We start from the raw sequence: 19,985 nt of genomic DNA, 5'->3' as shown, positions 1-19,985 counted from the left end.
CGAGGCTGGGCACGTGCGGCTTGCCGTCGGGTGCGCGATGTGGACGCACCGACCGTGGCAGGGGCGATTCGTCCCGCACCCGCTGCCGGCCGGTGAGCGCCTGCGGGCCTACGCGGGATGGTGCGACGCGGTCGAGGGCAACACGACGTTCTACGCGACGCCGCCGCGGGAGACCGTGGCAACCTGGGCCGAGCAGACCGACCCGGGCTTCCGGTTCGTGGTGAAGTTCCCGAAAATCGTCACGCACGAGCGCCGCTTCACCGGCGTCGACCAGGAGGTCCGGGCGTTCCTGGACGCGGTCGAACCGCTCGGCCCGCGAGCGCACGCGCTCTGGATCCAGCTGCCCGGCTCGTTCGCCCCGTCCGACCTGTCCGTGCTCGCGAGCTTCCTCCGGCGCCTTCCCGGTTCCTTCCGGTACGCGGTCGAGGTTCGTCACCCGGCGTTCTTCGACGACGCCCGCGCGACCGGCGCGCTCGAACAGGTGCTCGCCACGGTCGGCGCCGAGTGGGTGCCGTTCGACACGACCGCGCTCTTCGGATCGCCGCCGACGAGCGACGCCGAACGGGACGCCTGGACGAAGAAGCCGCGGGTGGCGCGGCGTTCGATCGCCCTGACCGACCGGCCGATCGTCCGGTACCTCGGCCGGGACGACACCGCGCGGACCGTCGAGGGCTGGCAGCCGTGGGTGGAGACCGTCGTCGGCTGGCTGCGGGAGGGCCGTTCACCGACGGTGTTCGTCCACACTCCGGACAACGCCGACGCGCCCGCCCTCGCCCGCCGCTTCCACGACGAGGTCCGGGTCCGGATCCCCGGGCTGGCCGCGCTGCCCGATCCGGCTCCGGTCGAGCCGCTGACGTTGTTCTAGCGTCCGACGCCCCGAGCAGACGATAGTTACTGCGCACGTCGACTTTGGTCGCATGCCGTAGCCCCGCGCACGACGCGCCGTGCACGTGGGGAGCGGAACGTAGGTGTCGTCCCGAAGGTCGAGGAGGCACCGACATGCGAGTTCCCCGGTACGTGTGGCCAGCCGCTCTGTGCGCGACCCTGTTCCTCGGGTACGCCGCCGGCAAGGCGTACTACGCGACGCAGGGCCGGCTGGGTCTCCCCGGCGGGGCGACCGTACCGCCCGAGGCGTACGAGCAGCTGGGCTACGTCCCCCAGCGGCAGTGGGCGCTCGCCGCCCTCGGCCTGGTCGCCGCGCTGCTCGCGGTGGCCACCGTCGTGCCCCGCGACGGCGCGGTCGCGCGGTGGTTGCCGCCCCGATGGCTGATCCTGACCGGCCTGTGGGGCGCGCTGGTGCCGCTCGCGGCCGGCGTGCCGTTCGTCGTGTTCCGGCTCGCCACGGACGGCTGGTCAGCCGTGGGGAGCGCGCTGCAGTCGGCGGTGCTGGCCGGGCTGTGGCTGACCATGGTGCTCTCCTACCAGCGCCGGACCCGGGAACTCCGGTGACCCGGCAGCGCGCTCTCGGCGCCGCGGTGGCGTGCACCGCGGCGTACGGCGGGCTGAAGCTCTACTGGGCACTCGGTGGCACCCTCGGGCTCCGGCAGGCGCCGCTCCCGGCGGAGGCGATCGAGGCCGCGCTGGCGCGTGAGCCCGCGACGGTGCTCGGGCACTGGGTGAGCGTCGGACTCGCCGTGGCCTGGATCGTCGTTCTGAGGGCGGCCGCGCGGCGGCGGATCGCGGCGATCGCGGTCGCGGCCGCGGCGGTACTGATGATCACGCGGGCGCTTCTCCAGGGCGTCGGCAGCGTGCAACGGCTGCTCGCCGACACCTCGGCCGCGACCGCCGACACCGCGCGCTGGGACCTGCTGCTGTGGTCCCCGTTCTTCCTGGTCTGGGGCGTGTGCGGACTCCTCGCGGTCCGAGGCAGGTTGCGGTCAGTGCCCGCGCGGGGCGTACATGATCACGGCGACGCCGACGAGGCAGATCACGGCGCCGATCAGGTCCCACCGGTCGGGCCGGAACTTGTCCACGACGACGCCCCAGGCCAGCGAACCGGCGACGAAGATCCCGCCGTAGGCGGCCAGGATCCGCCCGAAGTTCGGATCCGGCTGGAAGGTGGCGACGAACCCGTAGGCCCCTAGCGCCAGCACACCGCCGGCGATCCAGAGCACGCCGCGGTGCTCCCGCCAGCCCTGCCAGACCAGCCAGGCACCGCCGATCTCGGCGAGCGCCGCGAGGGCGAAGAGCAGCAGCGAGCGCACGATCGTCACGCTCCGGATCCGATCACGTCCCGCGGCGGCGGTCGTCGCCAGGGCCGTCAGCCGGGTTCCCGGCGGTACCGGACCAGCGGCCCGAGCGCTCCCGGCACGGTGGCGAACGGTCGCATCCCCAGCCGCTCGGCCACCGCGGCCGACGCGCGGTTGGCCTGATCGACCTCGGCGACGACGCACGGCAGCCGCAGGACGCCCAGGGCGTGGCCGACCACGGCGCCGACCGCCTCGGTCGCGTACCCGCGTCCCTGGTGCTCCGGCTCGAGGCTGTACAGGACCTCCGGCCCCACGCCGTCCAGCGTCCGCAGCCCCACGGCGCCGACCAGCGTCGACGTCGTGCGCTCGAACACCACCCAGACGACCGGCAGCAGCTCGCGGACCTGAGCCGACGTCGGCGGGCTGCCGTCGAACAGGAAACGCCGGACCTCCGGCCTGCCCCAGTGCGCGCGCAGCGCGGCCACGTCCGCGTCGGCCGCCGGGCGCAGCGTCAAGCGTGCGGTGGTCAGCACGGCATCCACCCGTCCGACGGTATCGGTGTCGGGTTGGGTCGCAACCGGGATCGTGTGCTATGGCTAGCGACGTGCTGTTCGACCGGGCCAAGATCGCGAATGCGCTGCCCTCCTACGAGCTGGGGCGGCAGGTCGGCAGCGGCGGATTCGGGCTGGTTCTGGAGGGGCGCCACCGCCAGCTCGGACGGCCGGTCGCGATCAAGGTGCTGTCGATGCACGACCCGGCCGCCGAGCGTCGGTTCCTCGCCGAGGCGCAGGTGATGGCGGCGTTCGACCATCCACACGTCGTGCACGTCCACGACTACGCCGACGACGAGGGCCTGTGCGTCCTGGTGATGGAGCACTGCCCGGGCGGAACCCTGACCGACCGGCTCGACGCCGGGCTACGGCCGGAGGAGGCGTGCGCGATCGCGCTGTCGGTCGCCGACGCCCTGCACGCGGCACACGTCCGCGGGATCGTGCACCGGGACGTCAAGCCCGACAACGTGCTGTTCGCCGCCGACGGTGCGGCCAAGGTGACCGACTTCGGCCTGGCCAAGATCTTCGAGGGCAGCATGGTGACCAGCGGTTCGCTGGTCGGAACGCCCGGTTACGCCGCGCCGGAGCAGATCCTCGGGCAGCAGGTTCGCCCGGCCACCGACGTCTACGCGCTGGCCGGCGTGACCTACCACATGCTCACCGGGCGTCCTCCGTACCCGGTGGACCTGCCGGTGCCCGAGATGCTGCACCACCAGATCTACCGCGGCCCCGAGCTGCCGGGCGGGATGCCGGACCGATTCGCGGCGGTCGTCGGGCAGGCGCTGCGCCGGGATCCCTCGGAGCGCCCGGAGTCGGCGAAGGACTTCGGGCTGCTCCTCGCCGCGGCTGCGGCGGCCGAGCTGGGCCCGGCCTGGTTGACCGGCGCGGAGACCCCGCTGCGGATCGAGGAGGACCTGCTGCGGGCGGCGACCGGCACCACCGGCGGAGGCCGCCGGTCGGTGAGCCGGTCGCTGCGGCGATCCAGGTCGACCACCCGGGATCCGATCGCCGGGGACGACGGACCGGCGCGCGCCGCCGCTGACGACGCGCGGGTGGCCGTGGACGCACCCCGGCGCACGCCCGCCCGGCGCAAAGGGCGGCACGCGGCCCCCGACGACGAGCCCGTCCCGTTCCCCTCCGGTCCGGTCGAGCCGCTCTCGTCCGAGGAGGTCCGGCGCCGGATCGACGCCTGGTCAGGCGAGGACGAGGGCTTCAGCCGGCGGACCTGGATCGTCCTGGCCGTGGCGATCGCGCTGCTGGCAGCGCTGAGCATCGCGGTCGGGGTCGTGCTGGGACAGGCCCAACGCTCCGGCTGACCAACCGGCCTTGACCACGGCGCGGGTCCAGCGAAGAGTGAATCTCCTCCCGTGGTGAGGAGGTGAGCGATCGTGGCGCGCACCATCGTGGACGAGACGCTCGCCGCGACGCTGCGCGAGGCGGTCTCCCTGCAGCCGATCGCCGAGGACGCGCTGGCCGCGCTGTCCGGGGGCGCCGACGTCGTCGGGTTCTGGGCCCGTGCGGCGTCCCGGCTGTCCGGCCGTTACTGGGACCTGCTGCAGGCGCTGCCGACCGATACCCCGCAGCGGCGCCGCGCGGCGGTGCTGCTCGACTACCACCAGCAGCTCCTCCGGCACACGATGCGGTTCGCCTGCTCGCCGCACCACCTCGCCGACCGTCCGGAGTTGAGCAGGCGGCAGGCCGGTGGCGGTTTCGGCGCGCCCGGTGCCGAGCTGCGGCAGCTCCTGAGCGAGTTGACCGACGACCGGTAGCGCGTGCGCCGGGGTGCCACACTTCCGGACGTGAACGTCCTCGCGTCGCCCCCGACCCGCCCGCTGCCGGAGAAGCGGCCGCCGGGGCTCCGCTGGGCGCTGGGCGGCGCGGCGATCGTGGCGGTGCTCGCGGTCGCGGTGGCGCTCTGGTGGCCCCGCTCGACCGTCGTCGCGGTGTACCGCCAGCCCGCCGGGGTCGTCTACGCCGACAACGTTCGCCACGTCGCCGTGCTCCGGCACGTGCGCGCGCCGATCGCGGCACTCCAGTCCTCCGGCGCTGCGGCATCGCGGGAGAACCACTACGTGCTGGTGCTGGGCAGCGACCCCAGCGGCGGCTACGGGCACCCCGTCCGCCTCGACGCGGGCACCGGCACGGACGCCGAGCGTCTCACCGTCGAATGGAGCCCGGCCGGAGCGACGGTCACCTACGGCTCCGGCCATCGGCTCTTCGTGCCGGCGGCCTCCTTCACCGGCGGGCGCTGAGGCTGGGGCGCGGTCACTGGGACACCGGCGGTCGCTTCGCCGGATTCAGCCGCCGAACGCGGCGCGGTGCTCGGCCACCCACTGGGCGTACGTGCGGGCGGGCGCGCCGGTGACCTCCTCGATCGTCGGCAGCACCGTGTACCCGGCCTCCGGCGGGTCGGTCCGCATCGTCAGGAAGAACTCGATGTCGTCCGCGCCGTACCCCTCCGCGCGCCACTGCGCGATGACCTCGTCCCGGGACAGCTCGACGAACCGGATCGGCCGGTCCAGTACCTCGGCGAGGATCCGGACCTGGTCGGGCGGGGTGAGCACCTCCGGCCCGGTGAGCCAGTAGTCCCGGCCGGCGTGGCTCTCGGACGTCAGCGCCGTCGCCGCGACCGCCGCGATGTCGCCGTCGTGGACCAGCGCGCTCCGCGCCGTCGCGAAGCCCTCCCGGACGACGCCCTCGGCGACGATCGTCTCCGCCCAGCCGAGCGTGTTCGACATGAACTCGACCGGCGAGAGCGCTGTGCACCGCAGCCCGGCGGCGTCCAGCGCCTCCTCCAGCGGGCTCCGCTCGACGTCGCCCCGGAGCACGGTCAGGCGCTCGACGCCGGCCTTGGCGGCGGCCGCGGCGATCTCCGGTCCGTTGGTCAGCGGCGCGTAGTCGTCGCCGAACGTGATCAGGTGGGCGGCGGTGACACCGTCGAAGATCCGGGGCAGGTCCTCGTCGGAGGTGAGGTTCCCGGCGACGACCTCCGCGCCGGCCGGCAGGTCGGCGGTCGCCGGGTTCCGGGTCAGCGCCCGCACCGGGTGTCCGGCGGCGAGCAGCTGGTCGACGAGCGGTCGGCCGACGTTGCCGGTGGCGCCGGTGACGAGCACGGTCATGGGTTTCTCCGATCAGGGGGAGGAGCGATGCGCCGACCGTACGGACGATCGCGGTCAACTCCTGTCCGCGATCCCCGGCAGAATCGACCACGTGCTCGACACGTCCGCGCGGTTACTGCGCCTACTCGGTCTCCTGCAGACCCACCGGGAGTGGACGGGTGGCCATCTGGCCGAGGAGCTCGGCGTCACCGACCGCACCGTGCGCCGTGACGTCGAGAAGCTCCGCTCGCTCGGCTACCCGATCGACGCGATCGGCGGCGTCGGCGGTGGGTACCGGCTGGCCGCCGGTGCGTCGCTGCCGCCGCTGCTGCTCGACGACGACGAGGCCGTCGCGGTCGCGGTCGGGCTCCGCGGCGCCGCGTCCGGAGCGGCGGTCACCGGCATCGCCGAGAGCTCGGTGCGGGCACTGACCAAACTCGACCCGATGCTGCCGTCGAGGCTGCGGTACCAGGTCACGACGCTCAGCGCCGCGGTCGTGAGCCTGCCGCACCGCGGCCCGTCGGTCGACGCGACGACGCTGGTCACGATCGCCGCCGCGATCCGGGACACCACCCGCCTACGGTTCGACTACACCAGCGCCGGCGCCGAGACCTCGCTGCGGGACGTCGAGCCCTACCGCCTGGTGAGCTCCGGGCGCCGGTGGTACCTGCTCAGCTGGGACGTGGCCCGAGCCGACTGGCGCACGTTCCGGGTCGACCGCCTCCGGCTCCGGACGCCCGGCGGCCCGCGCTTCGCGCCGAGGCCGCTCCCCGCCGAGGACCTGGCGCGCTACCTCGAAGTCGCGCTGACCCGCGTGCCGTACCGGTACGAGGCCGTCCTGGTCCTGCACGGTGCGCCGGACGACGTCCGGGCCGAGGTGCCGGAGTGGCTCGGGACCGTGGAGGAGCGCGGGCCGGACCGCTGTCAGCTGCGGATCGGCTCGGACGACCTCGACCAGCTCGCGGTCTGGGTCAGCACGTTCGGGTTCGAGTTCGAGGTCGTCGAACCCGACGAGCTGCGGACGCACCTGCGGACGCTGGCCACCCGCATGCACCGCGCCGCCGACGCACTCAACGGGCACCCAGATAGGTGATCGCCGACGCGACGAAGTCCTCGGGAAGGCGCGCCCGATCCTGCGCGAACATCCCCAGGACGAGCTCCCGGTACCCGTGGACGGGAGGCCGGTCACCGAAGTCGCGGGCGAACGGCAGGCACCCGGCGTACGCACCGGCGAGGTCGTCGATCGGCGCGTCCCGGCTGCGGGCCAGCCACAGCCGGAGCAGCGCGTGCACACCCGAGACCGGTTCCCACGGCACCGGGACGCCGTCGGAGGGCATCCGACCGGGGTACCGACGGAGTTCGTACTCGGCGCGGGCGTCGATGAACGTGTTCAGGGCCGCGGTGCCGAGCGTGCCGAACAGCGGCGCCAACGCGTGCACGAGGGTGTCCAGCCCTTGCGCGCAGGCGAGGGTCGTCCCGGCGACCACCTCGTCGCTCTGGTAGCCGGTGAACCAGAGGCCGGCGATCGCGGGGTCGAGGTCGTGGAACCACCGCGGATCCAGGCCCCAGATGTCGCCGCGATCGGCGGGAGTCTCCCGGGCCCGCACCCGGACGCGGCGACGACCGTCAGCCCTGGTCCGCTCCACCGCGAGAGACTCGGCCACCGTGCCCCAGAACCGCAGTTGTGACCGCCAGAGCAACGCGAGGTCCCGCCAGCGGTCCACCGGTGAATCGTCGTCCGGGAACAGCTCGTCGCTGGTGATCTCCCCGGCGGCGAACACGGCCAGCAACACGAGGTTCGCAGAGTAGGTGGCGCACCGGGCGGGGAGCGACGCCCGCCACGGCTGGTATCCGCGGTGGCGGTCGTCGTGCCGGGCGTCGAGTGACCGGCGGAACAGCCCGAGCAGTACGTCGCGGAGCGCCTCTCGGTCCGGGCCGTTCAACGTCGCCAGTCGCTCGGCCACGAAGGCCGCCGTGGTGGCCCGGCTGGTGAGCGGCACGAACGACAGCAACGCGTGCAGGAGCGTGTCGTCGGCCGCCGGGGGACGGCCGCGGCGGGTGGCGTGCCGGACCGTGTCGACCAGCTCGTCCAGCTCCCGCGTGACCAGCCGGGCCACGAGGTACTCGCCGAACGTGGCGTGCAGGAACTCGTAGGTCCGCAGCCGGGTGTCGTCCCGGGTGGCGCGTGCCTCGTGGACGAAGAAGAATCGTCCGACCACCACCTCGGCGGCGCTCGAGGGTGCTCGGAGGCCGCGGCCGGCCGGGTCGGTGGCGGCCGGTTCCGGTAACAACGCGGCCAGGTCGGCGTCGAGCTCGGCCTCGGTCACCCACTGCTGGCCGCGGTTGAACATCGCGAACGCCACCACGGCGAGCCGGGTCAGCTCCTGCTCGATCGCGTGGGTGTCGGCTGGCCCGGTGCCGGTCTTGTGCAGCTCCCGCTCGACGAACCGCAGCAGGAGCCGTTCGTACAACTCGGTGGTGCGCAGCCGCTCGTCGGAGCGCAGCGCGTCGGTCTCCGCGTCGTACAACGCGAGCATCAGCAGCAGCAGCGGCTGCGAGGCGAGCTCGCCGTGCGCGAGGACGGTCGCCGGCCTCAGTGGTCGGCGGCCGGGCGTCGCGACCGCGTTGTGGTCGTTCCAGATCTCCAGCCAGTGGGCGACCTGGCTCTCGCCGAACGGTTCGAGCCGCACCGCGACCGTGCCGGGCACCGTCCGGGCGCGGTCGGCGACCGCGGTCCGCGTGGTCACCACCACGGCGACCGGACGTCCCTGATCGGCCTCGCGCTGCTGGAAGGCGGCCACCCGCTGCAGGTAGTCGGTCTGGCTGACGCCGGTGGCTTGCAGCAGCTCGTCGAAGCCGTCGAGGATGACGACGCCGAGCGCACCCCCGCCGCTGCGAGCGAGCGCAGGCCACGTCAGCTCCTCGCCGGTAACGGTGCGGACGGCGTCCTCGATCTGGGTCTGCAGGTCGGCGTCGGCGGGGACGTCGCGCAGCACCACCCGGACCACGAGGAACTCGCCCGGCGGAAGCGTTCCGGCCAGCACCCGGGTCAGGACCGACTTCCCGGACCCGGGCTGGCCGAGGACCAGGAGCGGAGCCTCGGTCGCCTGCGGGGTGGTCAGGTAGCCGGCCAGGAAGTCCTCGAGGTCGTCGCGGACCGGTACGTCGTCCCACCAGGACTCCTCCGCGAACCGCGCCCCGCGCCCGCCGCGGGCGACGCAGAACCGCGGGGTGATGTACCCGGCGTGCAGCGAGGGCAGCCGAAGGCCATCCGGGATGTCACCGGTGGACGCGATCGAGCGGTCGAGGTCGGCGCGGTACGCACGGGTCAGCGCGTGCCGCCGATCGTCCGGCAGCCGGCCGGACGCCAGCGCGGCAAGGGTCTGCTCCAGCTGGTCGAATCCCTGGCGCACGACCGCACGGGTTGCTTGGTGATCGACGAGGTTCAGCCAGAGACCGACCTCCGGGCACTCCAGCGCCAGCCGGCGCACCAGCTCCTCGTACCGGGCCACGGCGCCGGGCGGCAGCGCCCGCCGGAGCGTAGAGGCGCACGTCTCGCGCTCGGTTTCGGTCAGGTCGTCCCAGACGGCCAGTCCGTTCAGTAGGTCGATGACGGCCCTGGACAGGGTTTCGTAGTACGCCCGGAGGGTACTCACCATGGCCTCGTAGGGCTGGTCCGGGCCGGGGAGCGGAACGTCCGCTCGCAACAGTGCCGCGGTCACCGGGCGAAGCCCGTCTCCGCCGCTCGGGTGGCCGGCCAGGCGCGTCTGGTCGGCGGCGGACAGCCGGAGCTGCTCCGGCGCGAAGGGCAGCGGTGCGGCGGCCAGCTCCTCGAAGTACGCGGTGAGGACGACGATCGCGTGTGCCGCGGCGAGCCGCTCGCTCCGCTCGAACCGGCCGAGCCCGCGGATCCGCTCGCTCAAGCCGTTGACCAGCGAGTGGCTGAGCCGCGCCAGCTCACCCTTCGCGTCGAACAGGCTGAGCGCGAGCGCCGAGCCGCCGGCCGACGCCGCGAGCAGGGCGCCTCCGGTCAGCGTGTCCAGTGCGGACACGATCTTGTTCTGGCGGCCACCGAGCAACAGCACCGCGTCGGCGTAAGTCAGTCCCACTGCGCCTCCCCGTAAGCGGGGTCAGGGTAGCCCGGACCGTAGGTGGCCACGACGTACCGCTCGATCCGGGCCGCGAGGTCGGCGAGGAGTGCGGCGGCCGGATGCCGGGCGTCCCAGGCGCAGGAGAGGCGCACGCTGACCGGCTCGCCCCCGCCCGCGAGCACCGCCAACCCGACCAGGTCGAAGCGTGGATCGTCGGAGACGACCGCCACGCCGCGCCCGGCCGCGGCCAGCGCCTGGGCGACGGTGCCGTTGCTCGCCTCGACGGCGACCGGCAGCGCGACCCCCGCGGTCACCGCGGCGGCGTCGAACGCCAGGCGCGCCGGATGCCCCGCCGGCAGGACGACCAGCTCGGCGTCGGCGAGGTCGGCGAGCGTCACCGACGACGCGGTGGCCCACCGGTGGCCACGCGGAACGTACGCCCAGACCGACAGCGGGGGCAGCGCACGGGAGATCAGCGGCGGCTGCGTCCGGCCGGCGGTGAACACCAGATCCGCGCCGCGCCGCCGTGCTTCGTCGGCGCTGAGGCCGTCGGAGGCGAAGACGGCGGGCACCGGGTCGTCCGGCGCGAGCGTCGCGAGGAACGGCGAGACGACGTCGGTCAGCGTGGTCGTCGGCGCGGCGATCGTGACGTGCGTGAGCCGCCCGCGCGCGTGCAGGTCGGCGGCGGCGCGCAGCGCCTCGGCGCGCTCCAGCAGGTCTCGGGCGTGCGGGAGCAGCGCCCGCCCGGCGGGGGAGAGCCGCAACCGGCCCTGGACCCGCTCGAACAGGTCGACGCCGAGGTCGCGCTCGAGGCCGCGCAGCTGGCGGGAGAGCGCGGGCTGGGTCACCCGCACGGCCTCGGCCGCGGCGCTCACCGTGCCGGCGTCGGCGACCGCGACGAAGTACCCGACGGTGCGCAGCTCCACCTATGCCTCGCAGGCATCGAAAGGATGACGAACAGGTATTGGACAGCATAGGCGGACGGGGCGACGCTGGAAGCATGAGGACCGGACTGATCGAAGCGCTCGACCCGACCCGCGGCCTGATCATCGGCGGTGAACACCGTCGGGGCGGTGCCGGCCTGTTCGACGTCGAGGACCCCGCCCACCGGCGGGTCGTGGCCGCGGTCGCCGACGCCGACACCCGGGACGCGACGGCGGCGGTCGACGCCGCGCACGCCGCGTTCGACGGCTGGCGGGCGCTCGCACCGCGTGCCCGGTCGGAGATCCTGCACCGGGCCCACGCGCTGATGCTGCGCGACGCCGACGATCTGGCCGCGCTGATCACGGTGGAGAACGGGAAGTCGCTCGCGGACGCCCGCGGTGAGGTGGTCTACGCGGCCGAGTTCTTCCGGTGGTTCGCCGAGGAAGCGGTCCGCACCGGCGGCGACTACGGCTCGTCGCCCGCGGGTGGCACTCGGACGCTCGTCACGCATCGGCCGGTCGGCGTCGCCGCCCTCGTCACCCCGTGGAACTTCCCGGCGGCGATGGCGACGCGGAAGATCGCTCCGGCGCTCGCCGCCGGATGCACGGTCGTGCTCAAGCCGGCGGCGGAGACGCCGCTGACCGCGATCGCCGTGGTGCGCTTGCTCGCCGAGGCCGGGGTGCCGGCCGGCGTGGTGAACCTCGTGCCCTCCACCGACGCCGGGGCGATCGTCGGCACCTGGCTGGCCGACCCCCGAGTCCGCAAGATCTCGTTCACCGGCTCCACGCGAGTCGGGCAGCTGCTGCTCCGGCAGGCCGCCGACCGGGTCGTCAAGACGTCGATGGAGCTCGGCGGCAACGAGCCGTTCGTCGTCACCGCGGACGCCGACCTCGACGCGGCGGTCGAGGGCGCGCTGGTCGCGAAGTTCCGCGGCGGTGGCCAGGCCTGCACCGCGGCGAACCGGTTCTACGTGCACGCCGACGTCGTGAGTGAGTTCACCGCCCGGTTCGGCGCGCGGGTCGAGGCGCTGACCGTGGGACCGGCCGACGGCGGGGCGGAGATCGGGCCGCTGATCTCGGGCGCGGCCGTCGACCGGGTCACCGCGCTGGTGCAGGACGCCGTCGCGGCCGGTGCCCGGGTCGCGGCGACCGCCGCGGTGCCGGAGTCGAAGGGGTGGTTCGTCGCCCCGACCGTGCTGGCCGACGTGCCCGTCGACGCCGCGATCCTCGACGAGGAGATCTTCGGCCCGGTCGCGCCGATCGTCGCGTGGACCGACGAGGAGGAGCTGCTGCGGTGGGTGAACGACACCGAGATGGGCCTGGCCGCCTACGTCTACGCCGGTGACCTCGGCCGCGCCCTGCACCTCGCCGAGCGGATCGAGGCCGGCATGGTCGGCGTCAACCGGGGCTTGGTGTCGGACCCGGCCGCGCCGTTCGGCGGCGTGAAGCAATCCGGGATCGGACGCGAGGGCGCCCGCGCCGGCCTGGAGGAGTTCTGCGAGACCCAGTACTTCTCGGTCGCCTGGTGAGGAGCCCGGCGGCGCCGGGCACCCAGCTCACTGCGCGAAGGAGATCCCGCCGTTGACCGGGTAGGTCTGTCCGGTGATCCAAGATGCCTGCGGCCCGGCCAGGAAGACGGCCAGCGCGGCGGCGTCCTCCGGCAGCCCGGGGCGGCGCACCGCGTACCGCTTCAGCAGGGACTTCGCCATCGGGTTCTCCGGGTCGGACCAGAGCCCCTCGGTGGCCTCGGTGCGCATCGTCCCGAGCGCGATCGTGTTGACGGTGATCCCGTACCGCCCGGTCTCCACCGCGAGCGAGCGGGTGAGCCCGGCGGCACCCGCCTTCGCTGCCGCGTAAGCCGCCATGTTCGCCTCACCGGTGCGGGCGGAGTCGGAGCTGATCGTCACGATCCGGCCCCAGCCCTTGGCGATCATGCCCGGCAGCACCGCATGGGCGCAGTGCAGGACGCCGTAGAGGTTGACCCGGAGGAACGGCTCCCAGTCGGCGGGGGTGGTCTCGACGAACCGGCCGAGGCCCGCGAAGCCCTGTACGCCCGCGTTGCCGGCGTTGTTGATCAAGATGTCCACGCCGCCCAGCGCCTCGACCGCCGCGGTGACGGCCGCGTAGTCGGTGACGTCGAACGCCGAGGCGGTCGCGGCCCCGCCGGCGTCCCGGATCTCGTCGACGACCTCCTGCGCCCGCTCGGTGCGGAGGTCGTTGACGATCACCTCGGCGCCCGCCGCCGCGAAACCGTGGGCGATGCCGCGGCCGACGCCCTGCCCGGCGCCGGTGATCAGCGCCCGGCGGTCCTTCAAGTCCAGTTCGTACGCCACGTCGGGGTTCCTCTCCGGCGGCCCTCGTCGGACGCCCGGACCGAGTCGACCACGCGGTGGCCCCGGCGGTGGGCGAATCGGAGTGGAATCCGCCCACCGCAGGACCGATCAGCAGCGTCGGCCGGTGTTGATGCAGTTCACGACTCGCTTCATCGACGTGGGGGACATCACGTTGATGAAGTCGTTGTGGTCGTTGATCGGCTTGTGCAGCTGCTCGGGGAAGCCGTCGATCGCGAACGACGGGCCGCGCGGGACGTCGTAGGTGAGCGTGATCGTCAGCTTCGGCACCGCGACCGTGCCCCGCGGGCACTTGCCCGCCGCGTCCGGGAAGACGATGTGCGTGCGGTGGTTGGCGCTGTCCGTGCTCTTCCCGTCCCAGCAGCTCGGGAATTCCGAGATCCGGGTGAAGCCGCGGCCGTCCGGGCAGAGCGTGTACTTGTCGGTGCTGATCCGGTTCGTGAAGCCCCGGCAGGTGAACTTCGCGCGCTGGTTGGCGCCGCCGTTGGTGAACGCCTTGGCGTCCCCGGTGAGCACGCGCAGGAAGCGCGGCATCGGCGCGACCTTCGCGAACGGGTTGCCCGAGTAGGTGATCGTGACGCGGGGCCGCAGCACCTTGCCGACGTTGAGGTCGGCGTCGAGCTCGCCCGGGACCCGCTTCTGCTTCTTGGTCTTGGTGATGTCCCGGACGACCGGCCAGTAGTACGTGGACCGGTCGCCGCGATCCCGGCAGGTGGTCCGCCCGGCGGCGAGGCTCTGGTCCGTGGAGGCCGCGGACGTCGTGGTGTTGCCGACGTAGTCGTGCAGGTGGTGCGCGCCGTTGCCGACGCCGGGCGCGACGATGACGTTGTCGGAGTTGAAGTGGCCGCGCTCGTTGTTGCCGCAGCGCGCCGTGAACGTGCCGCCCGAGCCGCGGCGGGTCGTCCGGGCCAGCGTGCTGCGGGTCGGCCGGACCTTCCGGATCGAGACGAAGTCCGCGGGGACCGGCCCCCGCTGCACGTGCCCGTGGTTCGACGCGGACGCGCTGGGCGCCGCCGTCGCGGGTGCGGCCGTCGTGGGGGCCGCCGTGCTCGGCTGGGCGGTGTTCCCGGCGCCCTCGACGCGGCAGGTGGCCAGCGCGGCGACGTCCAGGTTCGGGCGGGGCGCCGCGCGTCCGATCGAGATCACGATCCGGTCGACGGTCGCGGTCCGCTTGTCCTTCAGCGGCCCGAGGATCGCGTTCTGGACGAAGTTGCGACCCCCCTCGCCGGCCGAGGTGGCGAGCCGCTTGTTCGCCTCGTCGATCTGCGTCTGGAGCTGCGCGAGGTTCCGGTCGACCTCGGCGGCGGCGCGCGCCGGGATCGCGGGCAGCTGCCCGCGCACGTCCGGGCAGACGATCCGCCCCGGCGACGAGCCCGCCACCTGCTGGTCACTCGCGGACGACACGCCGACCAGCGTCGTTCCGGTGATTGCGGCCGCGGCGACGCCGATGACGGCGCCGATCGTCCATCTCTTCTGCAACTGAGTCATCCTCCGCCGAGCGCTGTGACACGAAGTGGACTCCTCGCCGCCGCGCGACCTCAGCGGTCGCCGGTCGAGAAGAGTTCACCGACCCCGATGTCCCATACGGCGCCACGGATGACGCGGTTCACAGCAAACCGTTAGGTTTCGCGGATCGGCACGCCCTCTACCTGGCGAAAGGTGGATTTCAGGGCAGATCGTCGGCCGTACCACGCCCACGCCCCGAGCACGAGCAGGCCGCCGGCGACGGCGTCCAGCGTCCAGTGATTGGCGGTCGCGACCACGGCGACGGTCGTGATCGCGGGATAGCCGAACGCGAGCAGGCGCTGCCACCACCACCGGGCGAAGCCGGCGAGCACCAGCCCGCACCACAGCGACCAGCCCACGTGCATCGACGGCATCGCGGCCAGCTGGTTGAGGCCGGCCGAGTTGTGGTCGGGCCACCAGCCGACGTCGGCGGTCGCGATCAGCGTGTCGACGTAGCCGGGCAGCATCCGCGGGGGAGCGGTGGGGTACGCCAGGTAGCCGACGAGCGCGACCGCGGTGGCCAGCACCAGCGCCGACCGGGCCGGGCGGTACCGCTCGGGCGCGCGCCGGTACAGGGCGAGCAGCACCAGCGGCGTCACCAGGTAGTGCAGACCGGCGTACCAGAACGCGGTCGCGAGCTCGGCCCAGCGCACGCTGGTGACCGCCGCGTTGAGCCACGCCTCGACGTCCAGGCCGAGGTGCCGCTCCAGCGTCAGGATCGCGCGGGCGTGCGCCAGGGCCGGGCCGCGGTCGTCGCTGGCCGCCGCCCGGATCAGGTCGTACGGCACGAGGAACCCGATCAGCAGGAGGATCTCCCGGCGCCACGACGGGCGTGTCCCGGCCGGCGGGGACGGGCGCCCGGGCCGGAGGTACGTCCGATGTGCCTCGAGTACCACGCTGGTCGCCCCTCCTGCGCCTCGCCCGCCGGTCCGTCCGGTGTCCCGGTGCGGCGTTCCGATGCGCGGCTCACCGCTGGCCGACCGGCTAGGGCGGACAGAGGTCAGCCTAGCCGGTTGGCTAGGGCACCGTGCGCTGCGGGTCTCCACGATCCGGCAGCCGACCGGGGCGTCGTCCACGAGGTACGTCGGCCGCCGTGAACACTGTGCGGGCCGCCACAGTAGTGGACCTGAGCAACACCGGACCCTCGCGGCGCGTCAGAGGTCGGCGCAGGCGGCGCGGGCCGCCTCGATCTCCTTGTTCGCCGTCGCGATGTCCGCGTACTGGGCGGCCTGCGACGCGGAGTGCGTGTCCGAGGCCAGCCCCTGGTAGCGGCGATCCTCTTTGGCGGCCGCCGCGGCGAGCTGGGAGGCGGCGCTGATGCGGTAGGCGTAGACCATCCCGAGCGCGTCCGCGCTCGCCGTGTCGATCCCGTCCAGGATCTGGCAGGCCGTGGCGGCGTCCGCGGCCGGACCGGTGTCGTCGTCGCCGACGAGCGACGTGCCCAGCCAGACGGCTCCGACCGCGAACGCGCCGACGAGGAGCCCGGCGATGCCGGCGAGAACGGGGACGTGCCCGCGGCCCGGTGTCCGGGGCGGGAACGGCGGCACGGGCTGGGGGGAGTGCGGACTGCTCACGATCGATGATCCTCCACGGTTGGACCGCCCATCCTGCCGCCGCTGCCGCGTGCGTGGCCCCGGAACCGCGCGAAACGGCGCACGGGCCGATCGGGCAATTCGTCTTCTTTTGGACAAAGGCCCCTAGAATTGCGAAGCGTGACCGTGCCCTCCACCCTCGACACCTCCGCCGGGCCCGGCGACCACAGGGCTCTGGATGCGCTCGGCGATGTCGGGGGCCCCGACGGCGACGCCGCGGCGATCGCCGTCCTGCCGGCCGCGGTCCGCGCCGCCTACGACGCCGCCGAGCGCACCGACCACCGGATTCGCCTCGGCGTCGTTCCGGACTTCACGCTCGTCGTCCTCGGGCCCGCCGACGCGGGGAAGACCGCGCTGACCACCGCGCTACTCGCCGACGGTGCCTCCGGGCTGGTCTGCCTCGCCGAACGCCCCGGCCCCGGTACGCCGGTCCCGGTGGAGTACGCCTACGCGCCTGCGCCCGAGCTCTGGCTCGGCCTGGGCGGCACCACCGGCGAGCCCGCGGAGTGGATCCGGGCACCGCTGGACACACCGGACCTCGGGCGGCTGCCCGAGCTGCGCCGCGTCCGTGCCCTGCTGCCCGCCGCCGTGTTGCGCGACTGGGGCGTCCGGATCGTCGACTGCCCGGGGCTGGACGGCGTCGACGATCTGACCGGGCCGGCCCTGGCCGAGGCCCGCCGCCCGGACGCCGGCGTGCTCTACGTCGTGCCCCGGCGCGGGATCACCGAGCTGGACGCGCAGGCCCTGGAGGCACTTCGGCGCGTGCCGCTGGTCCTGGTCGAGAACCGCCGGGAGGCCGAACTCGCGCCGACGGCCGCGGCGGGCGTCGACGAGCTGACCGTACCCGGGCTCGACGTCGGCCTGGCCCTTCCGCTCGCGGTGCGGCGGCTGGCACGACCCGGCCCCGAGCGCGACACGGTGCTGCACTGCGTCGCACTGCTCCGGACGCGGACCGCACCGGATCGGTGGACCGGCGCGCTCGGCGCGGCCGCCGGGCGCAGCCGGGAGGCGCTCTGCGCCGAGTTCGTCCGGCGCCACACGATGGCGCTGATGGCCAGGCACCCGGACTGGCTCGGCTCGCTGCACCTGCTCGCCGACCTGCTCGGCATCGAGCGGGACGGCCCCGGCGTCATCGAACTGGACGACCGGCTGGCCCGGATCACCCGGCTCGCGCAGGCCGCCCGGCCCGCCGAGGCGTTGCGCGCTCTCGTCGACCGCGACGCCCACGCGGCCGTGGAACGCTACGCCGCCGCGGCGGTCCGCGACGCCGGGGTCCGGCCGCCGCGCGACGCCGCCGCACCGCTCGCGTTCGGCCGGTCCTACGCGGAACTCCGCGACGAGTTGGCTGCGCTGCTGGAGGCCGCGCCGGCCGACGAGACGCTCGGCGCCACCGCGACCGAACGGGACGCGCTCGTCGAGATCCATGCCGGAATCCTGGACGACCAGCTCGAGGTGGCCGTGCTGGGCCAATCCTCCTCCGGCAAGTCGTCGCTGATCAACGCGTTGCTCGGCGTCCGGACCGGTACGACGCTGCTGCCCACCGCGCCGCGCCCGACGACCGCGACCGTCAACCGGGTCGAGTACGCGCCGGAGCCCGGGCTCGACGTGAGCTGGCTGCCCGAGATCGAGCTGCGGCTGCTCTCCCCGGGCGCCGAACCGAACCAGGTCCGCGTCCACGTCGAGAACATCCGCGCGGTGGGCCGCTGGCTGCGCGACCGCGCGGTAGCGGCCCGCGACTGCGTATTCCACCCGCTGGCCGGTCGGCCGACGCGCGACGGCGGCCAAGCCGCGTTCTGGCGGCTCTGGAAGATGCTCGACCTCGCCGGCGACGCGCCGCTGCACGCGTACCTGGCGCCGAGCCTGGACCGGCCGCGGGTGACCGACCTGTCGATCCCGGCGGAGGTCACGATCCGCCGGTTCGCCACCGTGCCGGACCAGTGGCCCGGCACGGTGGAGCGGGAGCGCGCGTTCGCCGACCTCACCCGCGACCCGTCGCTGGCGCTGCGCGTCGACACGCTGCGGGTGGGGTTGCCGCATCCGCTGCTGCGGCACGTCACGATCGTCGACACGCCCGGCACCGACGCCCCGGTGCCGCACCACCGGATCACCGCGCACCGCGCGGTCCGCGACCAGCGGCACAGCGCGGTCGTGTACTGCTTCGACGGGGCGAAACCGGCCAGCCGCGAGGACAGCGCGAACCTCGCGTTCCTCCGCGAGCGGCTCGGCACCAGCGACCCGTCCCGCTTCTTCTTCGTCATCACCCGCCGCGGCGTCGTCGAGCGCGACGCCGACCGGGTCCGCGAGACGGTGGAGAACGCCCTGTCGACCGCGGGGGAGGAGCCACCGCGAACGTACTTCACCGAGGTCGTGTCCGAGCTCAACGACGATTTCCGCGCGCTCGCCGACGACCTCGGCCGGTACGTGCTCACCACCCGGCGCGCGCTGCTGCGATCGTGGATCGAGCGCGCCCAGCGGGTGCTGGACGACGTGCACGGACGGCACGTGCGTCGGCTGCAGCGGCTCGCCGACTCCGAGGACGGCCGGCTCACCCGGCTACGGACGCTCCGCCAGGAAGCCGAGCAGCTCGACGCGCTCCGCACCGAGCTGCGGACCGCGGCGTGGGGTGAGCCGTGGCTGCGCACCCGGACCACGGACCGGCTCGGAGTCGGGACCGCGCGCGTCGGCGAGATCGTGCACGGCCTCACCAGCCGCCGGGCGTTCACCGCCGCCCGGCCCCGGCTCGCGACCGCGATCGAGGAGCTCAACCGCGCGGTCCGGGACGGCCTGGCCGACGACTGCGCCACGCTCGGTGGCGAGGTCGCCGCGCGGCTGTCCGGCCGCCGCGTCGGGCTGCTGGAGCTGACCTGGGACGCCGAGCCGTTCGCCGCCGCCGGCGTCGACGCCGCCGCCACGACCGCCGAGTGGCGACGCGGCTGGCAGCGGTTCCGGGCACTGCTCGACCCGCGGCGGCGGCGGTCCGATGCGGACGCCAACCGGGCGCTCGTCGCGGCGGCCTGGAGGCTGAGCCGGGAGCACGGCGAGCACGCGGTCGTCGAGGCCGTGGACCGGTTCGTCGCGCACCTGCACGCCGAGCTGGCCCGGCTGGCCGACGGGCTCGCCACCGAGATCGCGGTGGTCGAGCGCGACCCGCACCCGGACGACCGGGCCCGCGCCACCGACGGACGCGACCAGGCGGCGACCCACCTGGCACGCCTGCGGACCTTGAGCAAGCTCAACGGAGGGGACCTTTGACCACGACCAGGGACGTGCACCAGGAGACCGTGACACTGCTGTCCGACGCGGTCACCGACATCACCAAACGTGCGGTGGAGCCCACGCTCGCCCCGTTCGGTGCGGAGCTACGGGAGACGATCGCCGGCCTCGACGTCCGGCTGCGGACGCTCGACGAGTTGCTCGGCGACGACCGAGCCGATCGGCAGCGCCTGACCCGGCAGATCGGAGAGCTGGTGCGGGCGACCACCGCCGGCACCGAGGAGATCCGGCAGCGCGTCGACGAGGCCGCGGAGACCCTCGACCAGCTGTGCGAGCTGGCGACCGCGAACGCGGCGACGATCGACCGGCTCCGCCGCTTCACGTACGGGCTCGCGATCGCGCTACTGATCTGCGTCGTCGCGCTCGGAGTGGTGCTCGTGACCGGCCGCTGACCGCAGGCGGTGCTGCTCC

The 19,985-nt window shown here is 74.0% G+C and carries 18 protein-coding genes and 1 pseudogene; 10 read left to right on the top strand and 9 right to left on the bottom strand.

What is annotated here, in order from left to right; genetic code table 11:
• Positions 1-13: 13 nt before the first annotated feature.
• The 3 genes and pseudogenes from ABEB28_RS37875 to ABEB28_RS43275 all read left to right on the top strand — a co-directional run.
• A complete protein-coding gene (locus ABEB28_RS37875; RefSeq protein ID WP_345733123.1) occupies positions 14-865 on the top strand; it encodes a DUF72 domain-containing protein in 852 nt (283 codons plus the stop codon).
• 134 nt (positions 866-999) lie between these two features.
• A complete protein-coding gene (locus ABEB28_RS37870) occupies positions 1,000-1,449 on the top strand; it encodes a hypothetical protein (protein ID WP_345733122.1) in 450 nt (149 codons plus the stop codon).
• A pseudogene (locus ABEB28_RS43275) lies at positions 1,398-1,787 on the top strand (hypothetical protein); the annotation flags it as partial. The gene ABEB28_RS37870 and the pseudogene ABEB28_RS43275, both read left to right, overlap by 52 nt.
• A 90-nt stretch (positions 1,788-1,877) precedes the next feature.
• Here ABEB28_RS43275 and ABEB28_RS37860 read toward each other — a convergent pair.
• Together ABEB28_RS37860 and ABEB28_RS37855 are read right to left on the bottom strand one after the other, a co-directional pair.
• On the bottom strand, positions 1,878-2,213 hold the full coding sequence (locus tag ABEB28_RS37860; RefSeq protein WP_345733120.1) for a YnfA family protein: 336 nt from the start codon (positions 2,211-2,213) through the stop codon (positions 1,878-1,880).
• 47 nt (positions 2,214-2,260) lie between these two features.
• Positions 2,261-2,731: a GNAT family N-acetyltransferase gene (locus ABEB28_RS37855; RefSeq protein ID WP_345733119.1), complete on the bottom strand. Its 471-nt coding sequence runs from the start codon at positions 2,729-2,731 to the stop codon at positions 2,261-2,263.
• 50 nt (positions 2,732-2,781) lie between these two features.
• Between ABEB28_RS37855 and ABEB28_RS37850 the strand changes: the two genes are divergently transcribed.
• From ABEB28_RS37850 to ABEB28_RS37840, 3 genes are all read left to right on the top strand, one after another.
• On the top strand, positions 2,782-4,056 hold the full coding sequence (locus ABEB28_RS37850) for a serine/threonine-protein kinase (protein ID WP_345733118.1): 1,275 nt from the start codon (positions 2,782-2,784) through the stop codon (positions 4,054-4,056).
• 72 nt (positions 4,057-4,128) lie between these two features.
• The gene (locus ABEB28_RS37845; RefSeq protein ID WP_345733117.1) at positions 4,129-4,509 is read left to right on the top strand and encodes a hypothetical protein; all 381 of its coding nucleotides are present in this window, start codon (positions 4,129-4,131) and stop codon (positions 4,507-4,509) included.
• Positions 4,510-4,539: 30 nt separating this feature from the next.
• Entirely contained in the window at positions 4,540-4,992 is a 453-nt protein-coding gene (locus ABEB28_RS37840; protein WP_345733116.1) for a hypothetical protein, read from the top strand.
• Positions 4,993-5,037: 45 nt separating this feature from the next.
• Here the strand turns inward: ABEB28_RS37840 and ABEB28_RS37835 are convergent, their stop codons facing one another.
• Positions 5,038-5,859, bottom strand: coding sequence for an SDR family oxidoreductase (locus ABEB28_RS37835; protein WP_345733115.1), 822 nt, complete (start codon positions 5,857-5,859; stop codon positions 5,038-5,040).
• A gap of 91 nt (positions 5,860-5,950) precedes the next feature.
• Between ABEB28_RS37835 and ABEB28_RS37830 the strand changes: the two genes are divergently transcribed.
• Positions 5,951-6,931, top strand: coding sequence for a helix-turn-helix transcriptional regulator (locus ABEB28_RS37830; protein ID WP_345733147.1), 981 nt, complete (start codon positions 5,951-5,953; stop codon positions 6,929-6,931).
• On the opposite strand, the gene ABEB28_RS37825 is transcribed toward ABEB28_RS37830, so the two are convergent.
• Positions 6,909-9,947: an NACHT domain-containing protein gene (locus tag ABEB28_RS37825; RefSeq protein ID WP_345733114.1), complete on the bottom strand. Its 3,039-nt coding sequence runs from the start codon at positions 9,945-9,947 to the stop codon at positions 6,909-6,911. The genes ABEB28_RS37830 and ABEB28_RS37825 overlap by 23 nt on opposite strands.
• Positions 9,938-10,855, bottom strand: a complete 918-nt coding sequence (locus tag ABEB28_RS37820; protein ID WP_345733113.1) for a LysR family transcriptional regulator — start codon at positions 10,853-10,855, stop codon at positions 9,938-9,940. Before ABEB28_RS37820 ends, ABEB28_RS37825 begins: the two co-directional genes overlap by 10 nt.
• 74 nt (positions 10,856-10,929) lie before the next feature.
• Between ABEB28_RS37820 and ABEB28_RS37815 the strand changes: the two genes are divergently transcribed.
• Positions 10,930-12,381 carry an NAD-dependent succinate-semialdehyde dehydrogenase gene (locus ABEB28_RS37815; RefSeq protein ID WP_345733112.1) on the top strand — a complete coding sequence of 484 codons (1,452 nt, stop codon included), beginning with the start codon at positions 10,930-10,932 and terminating at the stop codon, positions 12,379-12,381.
• A gap of 27 nt (positions 12,382-12,408) precedes the next feature.
• On the opposite strand, the gene ABEB28_RS37810 is transcribed toward ABEB28_RS37815, so the two are convergent.
• The 4 genes from ABEB28_RS37810 to ABEB28_RS37795 form a co-directional block, all read right to left on the bottom strand.
• Positions 12,409-13,185 (bottom strand): SDR family NAD(P)-dependent oxidoreductase, encoded by a 777-nt coding sequence (locus ABEB28_RS37810; RefSeq protein WP_345733111.1) that lies wholly within the window; start codon positions 13,183-13,185, stop codon positions 12,409-12,411.
• A gap of 108 nt (positions 13,186-13,293) precedes the next feature.
• Complete coding sequence (locus ABEB28_RS37805) at positions 13,294-14,691, bottom strand: DUF1996 domain-containing protein (RefSeq protein WP_376981475.1); 1,398 nt, start codon at positions 14,689-14,691, stop codon at positions 13,294-13,296.
• Positions 14,692-14,822: 131 nt separating this feature from the next.
• The gene (locus ABEB28_RS37800; RefSeq protein ID WP_345733109.1) at positions 14,823-15,605 is read right to left on the bottom strand and encodes a phosphatase PAP2 family protein; all 783 of its coding nucleotides are present in this window, start codon (positions 15,603-15,605) and stop codon (positions 14,823-14,825) included.
• A 258-nt stretch (positions 15,606-15,863) separates the two neighbouring features.
• Complete coding sequence (locus ABEB28_RS37795) at positions 15,864-16,283, bottom strand: hypothetical protein (RefSeq protein ID WP_345733108.1); 420 nt, start codon at positions 16,281-16,283, stop codon at positions 15,864-15,866.
• A 138-nt stretch (positions 16,284-16,421) separates the two neighbouring features.
• Here ABEB28_RS37795 and ABEB28_RS37790 point away from each other — a divergent pair, with 138 nt between their 5' ends.
• Both ABEB28_RS37790 and ABEB28_RS37785 read left to right on the top strand, forming a co-directional pair.
• Entirely contained in the window at positions 16,422-19,553 is a 3,132-nt protein-coding gene (locus ABEB28_RS37790) for a dynamin family protein (protein WP_345733107.1), read from the top strand.
• Positions 19,550-19,966 carry a hypothetical protein gene (locus ABEB28_RS37785; RefSeq protein WP_345733106.1) on the top strand — a complete coding sequence of 139 codons (417 nt, stop codon included), beginning with the start codon at positions 19,550-19,552 and terminating at the stop codon, positions 19,964-19,966. The genes ABEB28_RS37790 and ABEB28_RS37785 overlap by 4 nt, the downstream gene beginning before the upstream one ends.
• The last annotated feature ends 19 nt before the right edge of the window (positions 19,967-19,985 follow it).

The sequence above is a fragment of the Cryptosporangium minutisporangium genome, assembly GCF_039536245.1.
GTDB lineage: Bacteria > Actinomycetota > Actinomycetes > Mycobacteriales > Cryptosporangiaceae > Cryptosporangium > Cryptosporangium minutisporangium.
Note: the sequence above shows the minus strand (reverse complement) of the source record. Positions and strands in the feature narration are given on the sequence as shown.